This window comes from Chryseomicrobium excrementi (assembly GCF_002798305.1).
Lineage (GTDB): Bacteria > Bacillota > Bacilli > Bacillales_A > Planococcaceae > Chryseomicrobium > Chryseomicrobium excrementi.
Genome location: NZ_PCGR01000001.1, coordinates 642,493 through 656,632, shown reverse-complemented (window position 1 = coordinate 656,632; position 14,140 = coordinate 642,493). Strand labels below are relative to the sequence as shown.

The 14,140-nt window shown below is 43.9% G+C and carries 14 protein-coding genes; 13 read left to right on the top strand and 1 reads right to left on the bottom strand.

Going from position 1 to position 14,140, the window contains the following annotated elements; genetic code table 11:
• The first annotated feature begins 8 nt into the window (after positions 1-8).
• Genes def through CQS04_RS03260 form a run of 8 tightly spaced genes read left to right on the top strand, consistent with a single transcriptional unit; the run spans position 9 to position 7,660 of the window.
• Complete coding sequence (gene def / locus CQS04_RS03295; protein WP_100352759.1) at positions 9-497, top strand: peptide deformylase; 489 nt, start codon at positions 9-11, stop codon at positions 495-497.
• A complete protein-coding gene (gene fmt / locus CQS04_RS03290) occupies positions 494-1,432 on the top strand; it encodes a methionyl-tRNA formyltransferase (RefSeq protein ID WP_100352758.1) in 939 nt (312 codons plus the stop codon). The genes def and fmt overlap by 4 nt, the downstream gene beginning before the upstream one ends.
• Positions 1,429-2,772 carry a 16S rRNA (cytosine(967)-C(5))-methyltransferase RsmB gene (rsmB, locus tag CQS04_RS03285; RefSeq protein WP_100352757.1) on the top strand — a complete coding sequence of 448 codons (1,344 nt, stop codon included), beginning with the start codon at positions 1,429-1,431 and terminating at the stop codon, positions 2,770-2,772. Before fmt ends, rsmB begins: the two co-directional genes overlap by 4 nt.
• A gap of 4 nt (positions 2,773-2,776) precedes the next feature.
• Positions 2,777-3,523 (top strand): Stp1/IreP family PP2C-type Ser/Thr phosphatase, encoded by a 747-nt coding sequence (locus tag CQS04_RS03280; protein WP_100352756.1) that lies wholly within the window; start codon positions 2,777-2,779, stop codon positions 3,521-3,523.
• Positions 3,524-3,525: 2 nt separating this feature from the next.
• The gene (pknB, locus tag CQS04_RS03275; protein WP_100352755.1) at positions 3,526-5,475 is read left to right on the top strand and encodes a Stk1 family PASTA domain-containing Ser/Thr kinase; all 1,950 of its coding nucleotides are present in this window, start codon (positions 3,526-3,528) and stop codon (positions 5,473-5,475) included.
• Between the two features lie 12 nt (positions 5,476-5,487).
• Positions 5,488-6,363 carry a ribosome small subunit-dependent GTPase A gene (gene rsgA / locus CQS04_RS03270; RefSeq protein WP_100352754.1) on the top strand — a complete coding sequence of 292 codons (876 nt, stop codon included), beginning with the start codon at positions 5,488-5,490 and terminating at the stop codon, positions 6,361-6,363.
• A 2-nt stretch (positions 6,364-6,365) separates the two neighbouring features.
• Entirely contained in the window at positions 6,366-7,013 is a 648-nt protein-coding gene (gene rpe / locus CQS04_RS03265) for a ribulose-phosphate 3-epimerase (protein ID WP_100352753.1), read from the top strand.
• Positions 7,014-7,015: 2 nt separating this feature from the next.
• Complete coding sequence (locus CQS04_RS03260) at positions 7,016-7,660, top strand: thiamine diphosphokinase (protein ID WP_100352752.1); 645 nt, start codon at positions 7,016-7,018, stop codon at positions 7,658-7,660.
• 127 nt (positions 7,661-7,787) lie between these two features.
• On the opposite strand, the gene rpmB is transcribed toward CQS04_RS03260, so the two are convergent.
• Positions 7,788-7,976 carry a 50S ribosomal protein L28 gene (gene rpmB, locus CQS04_RS03255; protein ID WP_094941624.1) on the bottom strand — a complete coding sequence of 63 codons (189 nt, stop codon included), beginning with the start codon at positions 7,974-7,976 and terminating at the stop codon, positions 7,788-7,790.
• Positions 7,977-8,185: 209 nt separating this feature from the next.
• Between rpmB and CQS04_RS03250 the strand changes: the two genes are divergently transcribed.
• The 5 genes from CQS04_RS03250 to recG all read left to right on the top strand — a co-directional run bounded on the left by CQS04_RS03250 (position 8,186) and on the right by recG (position 14,096).
• On the top strand, positions 8,186-8,548 hold the full coding sequence (locus tag CQS04_RS03250; protein WP_094941625.1) for an Asp23/Gls24 family envelope stress response protein: 363 nt from the start codon (positions 8,186-8,188) through the stop codon (positions 8,546-8,548).
• Positions 8,549-8,561: 13 nt separating this feature from the next.
• Positions 8,562-10,205 carry a DAK2 domain-containing protein gene (locus CQS04_RS03245; protein WP_100352751.1) on the top strand — a complete coding sequence of 548 codons (1,644 nt, stop codon included), beginning with the start codon at positions 8,562-8,564 and terminating at the stop codon, positions 10,203-10,205.
• A 278-nt stretch (positions 10,206-10,483) separates the two neighbouring features.
• On the top strand, positions 10,484-11,146 hold the full coding sequence (gene sdaAB / locus CQS04_RS03240; protein ID WP_100352750.1) for an L-serine ammonia-lyase, iron-sulfur-dependent subunit beta: 663 nt from the start codon (positions 10,484-10,486) through the stop codon (positions 11,144-11,146).
• Between the two features lie 12 nt (positions 11,147-11,158).
• The gene (gene sdaAA / locus CQS04_RS03235) at positions 11,159-12,058 is read left to right on the top strand and encodes an L-serine ammonia-lyase, iron-sulfur-dependent, subunit alpha (protein WP_100352749.1); all 900 of its coding nucleotides are present in this window, start codon (positions 11,159-11,161) and stop codon (positions 12,056-12,058) included.
• Positions 12,012-14,096: an ATP-dependent DNA helicase RecG gene (gene recG / locus CQS04_RS03230; protein ID WP_425430229.1), complete on the top strand. Its 2,085-nt coding sequence runs from the start codon at positions 12,012-12,014 to the stop codon at positions 14,094-14,096. Before sdaAA ends, recG begins: the two co-directional genes overlap by 47 nt.
• The last annotated feature ends 44 nt before the right edge of the window (positions 14,097-14,140 follow it).

Sequence of the window (14,140 nt, the reverse complement as noted above, 5' to 3'; positions counted from 1 at the left end):
GAATACCCATGACAATTTTAAAACTAGTGACTCACCCAAATGATATTTTGACAACTCCTGCTGAGGAAGTGACGAAGTTTGATGCGAAACTTGCTAAGCTTCTAGATGATATGTACGACACAATGGTCGCAGCAGACGGAATCGGACTTGCAGCGCCTCAAGTAGGTGTTTCTAAACGCGTAGCTATAGTCGACTTAGGTGAAGGACAAGACGTGATTGAAATGATCAATCCTGTTGTCGTTGCCATTGGAGGGAAAGAAATTGAAGTGGAAGGTTGCCTTAGCTTCCCGGATATTTATGGGGAAGTCGAGCGTCCCTTCTATGTAAAAATTGAAGCAGAAGACCGTGACGGTAACCTCTATGAATTGGAAGCGGAGGACTATGAGGCACGAGCTATCCAGCACGAGATCGATCATTTAAATGGCATCCTTTTCACATCGAAAATCATCCGCTATGTGACACCTGATGAGTTCATGGAGGAGGAAGAGGAGCTATGACCAAAATCGTATTCATGGGAACACCAGCTTTCTCTGCTCCAATCCTTTCCATGCTTGTTGAAGAAGGCTACGAAGTGGCGGCTGTCGTCACACAACCGGATCGTCCTGTAGGACGTAAAAAAGTGATGACACCACCTCCTGTAAAAGAGCAAGCTGTGCTTCACGGAATCGAAGTATTGCAACCCGAAAAGCTAAAAGGCAGTGCAGAGTGGGAACGACTACAAGAAATCAATCCAGATCTAATTGTGACAGCTGCTTTTGGACAATTGCTTCCACAAGAAGTGTTGGACTTGCCACGACTTGGTGCAATTAATGTCCACGCTTCACTCTTACCGAAATACCGGGGAGGCGCTCCGATTCACCAAGCTGTAATTGACGGAGAACCAACTACTGGTGTGACTATTATGTATATGGAAAAGAAGTTAGATGCAGGAGATATCATCTCTCAAGTCGAACTTCCTATCGAGGATACCGATACGACAGGAACGCTATTTGACAAACTGAGCGCTGCGGGAAGAGAGCTCTTAAAACAGACGCTTCCTTCGATTGTAGCTGGCACAAATCCGAGAACTGCTCAAGACGAACAACAGGTCACATTCGCTCGCAATATTTCTAGAGAACAAGAACGTCTCGACTGGACAAAAGCCGCTCGTGATCTGTGGAATCAAGTTCGGGGACTGTCACCATGGCCAGGTGCATACACTACTTTTCAAGGAACGGTAGTAAAGATATGGTCTGCCACACCCGTTAGAGGGAAATCTGGTGCGGCACCAGGAGAAATTATCAACTCGAGCGGAGTCTTTCAAGTTCAAACTGGTGACGGCAACGCTTTAGAGATTCAAGAGTTACAACCTGCTGGTAAGAAAAAACTCTCTATTGAAGAATTTCTTAGAGGAGTCGGGCAGAGCTATAGAGTGGGAGATAAATTTGAATGAAGAAAAAATCAATAGGAAATCCTCGTGACGCAGCGCTGCATGTCTTGCTTGAAGTAGACAAGAATCAGGCTTACAGTAACCTGTTGTTAACAAAGCATTTAAAACAACATAAAATCGCACCGGTCGATCGCGGGTTGATGACGGAATTGACGTATGGTACGTTGCAACACAAAATGACGTTAGATTATTATCTAAAGCCGTTTCTCAAAGGAAAGATTGAGCCCTGGGTTCTGTGGTTGCTTCGCATGGCCGTTTATCAAATCACGTATTTAGACCGAATTCCGGACCATGCAGTAGTGAACGAATCTGTGCAGCTTGCAAAACTTCATGGACATAAAGGGGTTTCAGGTCTAATTAATGGAGTGCTCCGAGCTTACCTTCGTCAAGGCCCTCCAAGCCTTGATGAAATTGCAGATCCGGTCGAGCGACTTACTATCGAGAGTAGTCATCCCCGCTGGATGATTGAAAACTGGATTACAGCCTTCGGTTTTGACAAAACAAAAAAAATCGCGCTTCAGAACAATGTAGCTCCACCACAGACTGTTCGAGTGAATACGCATAAAATTTCTGTGGATGAGGCAATACATGCTCTGGAACAGGAAGGATTCCAAGTAAGGAAAGGGCTCTTACCAGAAAGCCTACATCTTTCGGGAAAAGTAGCAGCGGCTTCTGAATTGTTTGCAACAGGTGGACTCACAATCCAAGATGAAAGTTCCATGATGCCAGCACATGCTTTACATCTTCGAGAAGGTTTGAATGTACTGGATATGTGTGCGGCACCAGGAGGAAAGACGACTCATATTGCGCAATTAATGGAAGACACGGGTGCGATTACAGCGCTTGATATTCATGAACATAAAATGAAACTGATTCATGACAATGCCTATCGATTAGGCTTTCAAAGGATTACTACGATTGCTTCTGACGCAAGAAATGCAACAGCATCGCTTGAACAGAAGCAATTTGACCGAATTCTAGTCGATGCCCCATGCAGTGGATATGGAGTCATTCGAAGAAAACCGGATATGAAGTATACAAAACAACCAGCAGATGCGGACCGTCTTGCTACTATCCAACTTGCCATTTTAGAAGAGGCCTATAATCTTCTAATTCCAGGAGGCATCTTGGTCTATAGTACGTGTACGATTGAACCGAAGGAAAACCAAGAAGTCGTGAGTAGATTCTTAAAGCTGCATCCAGATCTTCATGAACAGTCTCTTCCTGACATCTTACAAAAATTGCCTCACACAGCTATGGGTCCAGGTATGCAGGTTTTACCTTATGAAGATGGAGACGGGTTTTATTTAGCAGCTTTACTTAAAGCAGATACCAAGGGGTGACACAATGGAATTAATTCATCGCACAGATATAGGAAAGAAACGTGCTATTAATGAAGATTATTTAGATGTGGTAGAAAAGGAACCTGGCATGATACTAGCTGTTTTAGCAGACGGAATGGGTGGCCATAACGCAGGGGATGTGGCTAGTGAACTTGCCGTTCGCTTCCTAGTTGACCGGTTTCAAAAATCTACGTTGCAGCTAACGAGTGATGCAACTACGGTATCTTCGTGGTTAAAAGAGGCATACGAAGGAGCGAATGAACGAATCAGCACTATCGCAGAATCTGATCCAAGCTGTAAAGGAATGGGAACGACTCTGATTGCGGCCGTATTCCAAAACAACAAAGTGACCTTTGCTCATATTGGAGACAGCCGCGTCTATCTGTATTCTAAAGGAGAGATCAATCCATTGACGAAAGACCATTCTTACGTCAATGTCTTGTTGGACTCTGGGGAAATCAGTGAAGAGCAGGCCCGCACACATCCTAGAAAAAATATGTTGATGAAAGCAATCGGCACGGAAATCTCAATAGACCCCGATATTTTAACAGTCTCTCTTCGAGCGGAAGAATACATGTTGATTTGTTCTGATGGGTTGAGCAACATGGTTTCTGCAGAACAGATGGTACACGTCTTGCAATCGGAGGCAACGCTCCATGCCAAAGTGGAAACATTGATAGAATTGGCAAATGAACAAGGTGGGGAAGATAATATTTCACTGATTATCAGCCGAGTAAGGGCAGGTGAGTAACTATGTTGATTGGAAAACGCATCAGCGGACGCTATAAGCTTGAAAAGCATATTGGCGGAGGTGGGATGTCCAATGTCTACCAAGCCCATGATATGATTTTGGATCGCGACGTGGCCATTAAAATCTTGCGTTATGATTTTTCAAGTGAAGAAGATATGCATAGACGTTTCCAGAGGGAAGCCCTTTCAGTGACATCGCTGACACACGACAATATCGTTACCATTTATGATGTCGGAGAAGATGGCGATATCCATTATATCGTAATGGAACATGTAAAAGGGAAAACCTTAAAAGAATACATAGCAGAACACGCTCCTGTATCACCAGCAAAAGCCGTTCAGATTATGAAGCAGCTGCTATCTGCAATTGAACATGCTCACGACCATCACATCATTCACCGTGACATCAAGCCGCAAAACATCTTGCTAGATGAAGAAGGAAACGTAAAGGTCACGGATTTTGGAATTGCGATGGCCTTATCTGCAACGTCGTTTACGCAGACCAACTCCGTTCTGGGTACTGTTCATTATCTGTCTCCTGAACAGGCAAGAGGAGGAACGGCAACCCGTAAATCAGATATTTATGCACTTGGAATTGTGTTGTTCGAGTTGTTAACAGGTCAGTTGCCGTTTAAAGGTGAATCTGCAGTTTCGATTGCACTGAAGCATCTTCAGGCAGAAACCCCTTCAGTAAGAGCTATCAATCCAGCGATTCCGCAAAGTTTAGAAAATGTCGTGCTACGTGCAACTGCGAAAAAACCAGAAGATCGATATGCTTCTGTTAAAGAGATGCATGAGCATTTGGTCCAGTCCCTGCATCCGGAACGAATGAATGAAGAAAAATATATGCCGAGTGTAGATGACGATGCAACAAAGGTGATGCCCGTCATCAAACAACCTATTCCAGTCGATTCATTAGCTGAGACAAGGAAACTGACGGACACACCGGAACCACAAGAAAAACCAAAAAAGAAAAAGAAAAAAACAGGTCTCATCATCGCATCCATATTAGGAGCTCTTTTGTTAATTGCCTTGATAGTAGTGGTGGCATTTCCTGGGCTTTTCAAACCCGACAAAGTAGCTGTACCGGATGTCACAAACATGACGGTTGAAGAAGCCACTGAAGAGTTGGAAGCTAACGGCTTTATTGTGGGCGAAGTTCGTGAAGATTTTTCTGATGAGGTAGAACAGGACAGAATTATTCGAACGACACCTGAAGCTGGTAGGATGCGGGATTTAGAGACGGAAATCACGTTGTATGTCTCGCAAGGACCTGAGCTGGTCGAGATGAATGACTATGTTGGAAGAAGTGTGGAGCAAGTGCGTCCGCTCGTCTCCGATCAATTCAAGTCACTTACTGAGAACGAGGAGTTCTCAGAACAACCAGCTGGGACTATTCTTGCTCAACAGCCTGAAGCAGGAGAAGAAGTGAATCCGGTTGAGACAGACTTGGTTCTTACAATTAGTAAAGGACCTGATTTGCAACAAGTTCAGGATTTAAGAGGTTACAATAAGCGAGCGCTCGATGCATATGAGGAATCTTCAGGGTTTGTCATTAATTCCTCAACAAAAGAAAACTCTTCCGAAGTTCCAGCAGGAGAAGTGATTCGTCAAGATCCTGCTGCAGGAACGAGATTAGAGCCAGGGAGTACAATCACCGTAGTTTTATCCTCAGGCCCAAAAGCAGCGGCAACCAAGTTATACGTTGTCAGCGTGGAGATTCCATATGAGGAACCGGAAGAAGGGCAAGAGCCGGAGCCGAAAAATGTAAAAATATTTGTACAGGACAAAACTCGAACTTTAGCAGAACCTATTGAAGAGTTTGAAATTACGGAAACCGTCTCTCGACGATTGCAATTAGAGATTGAAGAAGGAATGCAGGGAGCTTACCGGATCGAAATCGATAATGTCGTTGTAGAGCAAGAAACGATTGATTATAAAGAATTGCCGTAAAGGAGGAATGGGATGCCGACAGGACAAATTCGTAAAGCGTTGAGTGGATTTTATTATATTTACGACCAAGGAGAGCTCATTCAAACACGGGCACGTGGAGTCTTTAGAAAGAGGGGACAATCCCCTCTTGTAGGTGACTTCGTGACCTATACATTTGATGGAGAGAATGACGGCGTAGTGACAGAAATCGCTGATCGGAAAAATGAACTGGTTCGTCCCCCTATTGCTAATGTGGATCAGGCGCTGCTCGTGTTTTCTGCTACCGAGCCAGATTTTAACGTTCATTTACTAGACCGTTTTCTTACTGTGATTGAAGGCCATCAAATCGATCCAGTCATTATGATTACAAAAATGGATTTACTGTCGCCTGAACAAGAAGCAGAAGTAAGACGAGAAGCTCAGTATTATGAACGAATTGGGTATGCAGTCATCTATACGAGTAAAGGAGACGCTGATCTAACTCAACAGTTGAATCCGCTACTCGTTAATCAAGTGAGTGTCTTGGCTGGTCAATCTGGAGTCGGAAAGTCCACCATGTTGAACACATTGCTACCTGATCTTGCGTTAAAAACAGGTGAGATCTCGATGGCATTAGGTCGTGGAAAACATACGACGAGACATGTAGAATTGATTGAAGTAGGTGGAGGCTTACTTGCTGATACACCGGGCTTCAGTACATTTGAACTTGATCATATCGAAAAAGAGGAACTAGGCTCGTGTTTTATAGAGATGCGCGAGTTGTCCTGTAAATTTAGAGGGTGTCTTCATTTAAAAGAGCCTGGATGTGCTGTGAAAGAGGCTGTGGAACAACAGGTGATTGCACAGCACCGTTATGATCATTACCTACAATTTTTACAAGAAATTATGGATAGAAAGCCGAGGTACTAAAAATGGTAAAAGTAGCACCATCAATTTTAGCAGCAGATTTTGCAAACCTTCAGAGTGAGATTGAGATAGTAGAGCGTGCAGGAGCCGATTGGATTCATGTAGATGTTATGGACGGTCATTTTGTTCCGAACATCACTATGGGTGCTCTTGTGGTAGATGCTATCAGACCGCATACAAAACTACCGTTAGATGTGCATCTTATGATTGAACAACCCGATCAGTTCATCGAATCCTTTGCAAAAGCCGGAGCGGATATCATCACTGTTCACGTAGAAGCTTGTCGCCATTTGCACCGGACACTGCACTATATTAAATCTTTCGGTATTCAATGTGGCGTCGTATTAAACCCACACACGCCAATTTCAACAATTGAACATCTACTAGAAGATGTAGATGTTGTCTTATTTATGACAGTCAATCCAGGTTTCGGAGGTCAGTCATTTATTCCTTCTGTTCTGCAAAAGGTCAAAGCATTGGCAGAACTTAAAGAACAACGTGGACTGAACTTTGAGATCGAGATTGATGGAGGCGTAAATAAAGAAACTGTGAAAGAGTGTGTATCTGCTGGCGCAACAGTTGTTGTAGCGGGTTCTGCAATCTACGGGGCAGCGGACAAAGAACAAGCATTACAAGACATCAAGGAAGCGTAACGATGCATATCGGAATTTGTGCGGGAGGACCTCGTCAAGAGATTTCAAAAGAGATGCAAGCTGATTATTGGATTGCAGCGGATAGTGGAGCGTTGCATCTCTTTGAAGTCGGAATTGAACCGGATTGTATCATTGGGGATATGGACTCGATTTCTGACCTAGCGAAAGTGGAGTGGGCCACGCGATTGAGTCGAGCGATTGTGTTACCTGCTGAGAAAGACGAGACCGATACACAACTAGCTCTCGAAAAAGCAGTTCAACAAGAGCCTGAACGGGTAACACTCTATGGTGTAACAGGAGGAAGACTCGATCATTATCAAGCTGTTCTTCATGATGTTGCTGCTTACCAACAAAGGTATCCTACTATTCAATTTGAAATTACAAATGCAACGAACCGATTGCGTTTCCTTTTACCCGGCACCACTATTCTTCAGCAAGATTCGTACACGTATTGTTCCTTTTTCTCGTGGCACCAGCAAGTGAAAGGGTTAACTCTTGAAGGTTTTAAATATCCTGTTACTGCTGATACGATTGCGATGCAGTCGTCTCGATTTACAAGCAATGAGATTTTGAAAGATACCGGGTCTATCACATTTTCTTCGGGCATATGTTTAACTATACAGAGTCGCGAGGAAAGTGGGGATTAAGTGAAGGTTATTACATTTCAGTTACCTGCAGCTGTTACGAAGGTATTGAGATTGTTCTTCATTGTAAAGAAAAAAACCACAGCATCTCGTGAGAGAGCTGTGGTTCTTTTTAAAAAGGAAGTGCGAATTATACGCGCTCCACTTTTCCTGATTTTAATGCACGAGCAGAAACCCATACGCGTTTTGGTTTACCATCTACAAGAATACGAACTTTTTGTAAGTTAGCACCCCAAGTACGCTTAGAAGCGTTCATAGCGTGTGAACGGCTGTTTCCAGTACGAGCTTTGCGTCCTGTAATAACACATTGTTTAGGCATACTAAATTCCCTCCTCACAACAAGAAGCTATGCTTATTGTTTTACTTCGTTATTTCACATACTTTAGTAATTTACCACACTTTTTTTCAGTTCGCAAGTGTTATCAAGAAAAATTCCTTTACAGCTCTTCAACAAATCGTTTCTTTTCATGCCTAGCAACCTATAGTACAATGAAAGGTAGTCACTTTGACTGTAGGAGGGAACTAGCAATGTCAATTGAAATTAAAAATGACTTTGGACAGATCGAAATTTCACAAGATGCAATTGCTCAGATTGCAGGTGGAGCTGCCATCGAGTGTTACGGCATCGTAGGGATGTCATCCAAACATCAAGTAAAAGATGGACTCGCTGATATTTTAAGAAAAGAAAATTTTGCAAAAGGCGTACTCGTTCGAGAAGTGGATGGAAAAGTGCATATTGATATGTACATTATTGTAAGCTACGGAACGAAAATTTCTGAAATCGCCTATCAAGTTCAATCTAAAGTAAAATATACGCTAGGAAAATCATTAGGCATGGCTGTTGAATCGGTGAATGTCTATGTGCAAGGCGTTCGCGTCGCGACAATGTAAGGGAGAGAACACAATGAAAACGATCAATGGTATTCAATTTGCTGAAATGGTTCAAATGGGTGCACACCATTTGGCTCAAAATGCAGCGTATGTAGATGCACTAAATGTGTTTCCTGTGCCAGATGGCGATACAGGAACAAACATGAATTTATCGATGACATCAGGTGCAGCTGAGACCGCAAAAGGGACTTCTGAACATCTTGGAAAAACAGCTCAATCCTTAGCAAAAGGCTTGTTGATGGGAGCTCGCGGGAACTCTGGCGTTATTTTATCTCAACTATTTAGAGGGTTTGGTAAAGCCGTAGAAGGCCATGCAGAACTGACGGCAGAGCAATTTGCAGCAGGACTTCAGTATGGTGTAGATACTGCATACAAAGCCGTTATGAAACCAGTTGAAGGTACGATTTTGACTGTTGCAAAAGATGCAGCTAAAAAAGCAGTAGAAGCTGCTAAAGAAGTTGATGCGATCGATGAACTCATGACAGTGACACTTGAAGAAGCAAAAGCTTCTCTAAAGCGCACTCCAGACCTACTTCCTGTTCTAAAAGAAGTAGGTGTAGTCGATAGCGGTGGTCAAGGACTGGTGTATGTTTACGAAGGGTTCCTTGCATCGCTTAAAGGTGAAGAGCTTCCTGAAAAAACAGTGGCTTCTTCAATGGACGAGATGGTGAGTGCAGAGCATCATATGGCCATTCAAGGCTTCATGGACACGGCAGATATTGAGTTCGGATTCTGTACAGAATTCATGGTGCGTCTAGATGAGTCGAAAAAAGCATTCGACGAAGGCGATTTCCGTAATGATCTAAGTGCATTTGGTGATTCTCTTCTTGTCATTTCAGACGATGAAGTGGCAAAGATTCACATTCACTCAGAACAACCGGGAGAAGTGCTTTCTTATGGGCAACAATACGGTGAACTGATCAAAATTAAGATTGAAAATATGCGTGAACAGCATACGGACATCGTCGGTGAACAGCCAAAAGCTTCTAAGAAAACAAAACATCCGTATGCGGTAGTGACGGTTGCAATGGGTTCTGGAGTTAGTGAGATGTTGAAGAGCCTGGGAGCATCTGCAGTTATTGAAGGTGGCCAGACGATGAATCCGTCTACGGAAGATATCGTAAAAGCGATTGAAGAAGTAGGTGCTGAACGCGTCCTGATCCTGCCAAACAATAAAAATATCATCATGGCAGCAGAACAAGCTGCAGAGCTTCTTGAAATCGAAGCGGCAGTTGTTCCAACGAAAACAGTTCCACAAGGTATGGCTGCAGTACTAGCATTCAATCCTGAAGCATCTGTTGAAGAAAACCAAAAGACGATGACTTCAGCCTTTGCGCACGTGAAGACAGGACAGATCACGCATGCTGTCCGTGATACGTCTATCGACGGTGTGGAAATTGCTAAAGATGACTTCATGTCGATTTCGGAAGGTAAAATCATTTTAGCTACGAAAGATTTAGACGAAGCAGCTAAAGAACTCCTTGGTGCTATGATCGATGAAGATGCGGAACTATTAACCATTCTCTACGGTGAAGATACTACAGAAGATCATGCACAATCATTAGCTGAATGGGTGGAAGAAACGTATCCAGATGTGGAAGTGGAAGTGTACAATGGCAAGCAGCCGCTGTATCCTTACATTTTATCAGTAGAATAAAGAGCACGAGGTTGGGATAAGGCTTTAAAAGGGAGTTTCTCGAGATTGAGAAACTCTCTTTTTATAGGTTACATGGGGCCGTGTCTAGGAACAATCGAGTTGCGAACGCCAGAAATCCCCATCAAAACCATTCACCCCAACCGAGGCAAAGTGCGCCTCAATTGGTGCGTCTGGTTTTAATGAAATTTCTAGAGTGGCGTTCTCCACATCTAAGCAAACTAGATAATAAAGCGTTTTCATAGTAAAATGGTAAGGATAAAGGTTTGGGGGAATCAATTATGAAGTTTAAATCTGTTTTTGATATTATTGGACCTGTCATGATTGGTCCATCTTCTTCACATACAGCTGGAGCGGCGAGAATTGGACGCATTGCTCGAGATTTATTTGGTAAACAGCCTACTTGGGCTCGAATACATCTGTATGGCTCGTTTGCTGAAACCTACAAGGGACATGGGACGGATGTTGCCATAGTTGGAGGGCTTCTTGATTACGATACAGATGATGAACGAATCAAGACGGCATTTGAAGAAGCGGCATCAGTTGGTATGACCTATGAATTTATTCCAGAAAGTGCTCATACAGAACATCCCAATACAGCACGAATTGTTTTAGGTGACGATCACCAAGAAATGTCTATCGTCGGTATCTCAATCGGTGGAGGGAAAGTGGAACTCGTTGAATTAAATGGATTCCCGCTTCGTTTATCAGGTGGACATGCGGCTATCTTAGTCGTACACGACGATCGATCCGGATGTATCGCATCAGTAGCGAGCTGTCTAGCAGAGCAACAGATCAATATCGGACATATGGAAGTGTCTCGTAAAGAAAAAGGCAATATGGCGCTAATGGTCATTGAAGTCGATCAGACAGTCAGTCAAGAGGTACTCGAGCAGATTGCAGCTCTTCCAAATATCACTCAAGTCACACGTATTGCTGAATAGGAGGGTTATAAAATGGATGTATTATTTCGGAATGTCCGCGAGCTAGTAGAACGGGCAAAAACTGAAAATAAATTAATATCTGAGATCATGATCGAGCAGGAGATGCTCATCACGGATCGTTCAAGAGAAGAAATCATGAAGCAAATGGATCGCAACTTAACTGTGATGGAAGAAGCGGTTGAAAAAGGGCTGAAAGGTGTCCGCTCTACCTCTGGACTAACTGGTGGGGATGCTGTACTCATTCAAAACTATATGAAAAAAGGCAATACCTTATCAGGAGAACTCTTATTGGATGCTGTAAGTAAGGCGGTAGCTACTAATGAAGTGAATGCAGCAATGGGTACAATTTGCGCAACTCCAACTGCAGGTTCTGCAGGAGTCGTGCCCGGTACATTGTTTGCCGTTATTCACAAATTGAACCCAACACGTGAACAAATGATCAATTACTTGTTCACTTCAGGGGCATTTGGCTTTGTTGTTGCAAATAATGCTTCTATCTCAGGTGCGGCTGGCGGTTGTCAAGCAGAGGTAGGTTCTGCAGCTGGGATGGCTGCTGCTGCAATTACTGAAATGGCAGGGGGAACACCTCAACAATGTTCGGAAGCCTTTGCTATCACGTTAAAAAACATGTTAGGTCTTGTCTGTGATCCGGTTGCGGGTCTAGTGGAAGTACCATGTGTCAAACGTAATGCGATGGGGGCAGCCAATGCACTAGTAGCTGCAGATATGGCTCTGGCAGGAGTGACAAGCCGCATCCCATGTGATGAAGTTATCGACGCCATGTATAAAATTGGTCAAACGATGCCTACTGCTCTTAAAGAGACTGCACAAGGTGGTCTAGCAGCAACTCCAACAGGTCGTTGGCTTGAAGCGAAAATCTTTGGCGGAGCTGTGGTCGGCCGTGAACAATAGTGCTCTTTCCCAGCCCATCTCGATTTTAAAAGGTGTCGGAAAAGCAACAACTGAAGCACTAGAAGAACTGGGCATCTCCACTTTGGAAGATGTCCTCTTCACATTTCCAACTAGACACGAAGATTTTCGTCTCAAAGATTTGACGATGACCGAGCACAATGAGCGCGTTACGGTAGAAGGGCGAATTGAGAGCGAGCCGACGGTCTTATACATGGGGAGAAAATCTAGGCTTCAAGTGAAAGTGTTGACTGGTCGTCATTTAATCAAAGCCGTGTTCTTCAATCAACCGTATTTAAAAGCAAAACTGATTCCAGGAGAACTTGTCTCGATTTCAGGGAAGTGGGACAAAGGCAGACAAGTGATTCAAGCCTCTGCGCATCATCTTGGTCCACGAACGGACACGCATGATTTTGAGCCGGTATATAGCTTAAAAGGACGTGTCACTCAAAAAGTCTTTCGACGTCTGTTGACTCAAGCGTTTGAACTAACAAGAGACGATTTGGTGGACCCGTTACCGGCATCTGTTCGTGAATCTTATAGATTGCCTGATTTGTACCACGCTCTTCAAGCCATCCATTTCCCAGAGGATGCTGAGCAAACCAAACATGCTAGACGCCGCTTCGTCTATGAAGAACTGCTCCAATTCCAGTTAAAGATGCAGGCACTCAAAAAACTTCGCAAAGAAGCAAATGTAGGACGGTCGGTTTCCTATGACCAGTTATTGATTACCAGCTTTATCAAGTCTCTACCTTATGAATTGACGGGTGCCCAAAAACGAGCTGTCGATGAAATTTTAAGGGACTTACGTGCACCTTACCAGATGAATCGTTTGTTACAAGGAGACGTAGGATCTGGAAAGACCGTTGTAGCGGCTATTTCTCTAGTCGCAGCTTATAGTGCGGGCATGCAAGGAGCCATTATGGCTCCGACAGAAATTCTTGCTGAACAGCATGCGAATGCGTTTTACGAATGGTTTGCACCACTTGGAATTCAAGTGGCCCTGTTGACAGGGTCTACAAAAACTAAAGCTCGCAGACAAATCTTAGAGGGCTTACAAACAGGGAAAATCGATGTAGTCATCGGAACTCATGCCTTGATCCAACCGGATGTGCAATTCCAGAATCTTGGTGTCGTCGTTACTGACGAACAGCACAGATTCGGTGTCGAGCAACGGAGGGTATTGAAGCAAAAGGGCTTGGAACCAGATGTATTGTTCATGACAGCAACGCCGATTCCACGAACTCTAGCTATTACGGCATTCGGAGAGATGGATGTCACGATAGTAGATGAGATGCCAGCAGGAAGAAAGCCGATAGAAACATACTGGATGAAGGAGCAACAGCTTCCGGCGCTACTCGCACGACTCAAAAAAGAATTAGATGCCGGTCGCCAAGCGTATGTCATTTGTCCACTTATCGAAGAATCGGACAAACTGGATTTGCAAAATGTTTTAGAAATCTATCATCAATTACAGAGTTACTATGAACCTCAGTACAAAGTAGAACTCATGCACGGAAAGCTTCCATCAGACGAGAAGGATCAGGTGATGAGACGCTTTGCGGAGAATGAAAGTCAGATCCTTGTCTCCACTACCGTGGTTGAAGTAGGGGTTAACATCCCAAATGCAACGTTTATGATGATCTTTGACGCAGAACGTTTTGGTCTTGCGCAGCTTCACCAGCTCCGCGGCCGAGTAGGTCGAGGAGACCAGCAGTCGTACTGTGTATTGATAGCTGACCCGAAGACAGAGGTTGGGAAAGAACGAATGACGTCGATGACGGAGACGACAGACGGCTTTGCGCTTGCTGAAAAAGATTTAGAGCTCAGGGGTCCTGGAGATTTCTTTGGCCGCAAGCAAAGTGGGATGCCAGAATTCAAAGTCGCGGATCTTGTTCACGATTACAGAGCACTACAGACGGCTAGAGAAGACGCGGAAAAGTTAGTGGACAGCAGTTATTTTTGGGAATCTGAAGAGTGGGCAGCCTATAGAAGTGCTCTTGAGAAATCAGGTATTTTAGAAGGTCAACGAATCGATTAGAGAATGCACAGAACGAAAGAGTTCTTGCATTCTCTTTTTTGTAT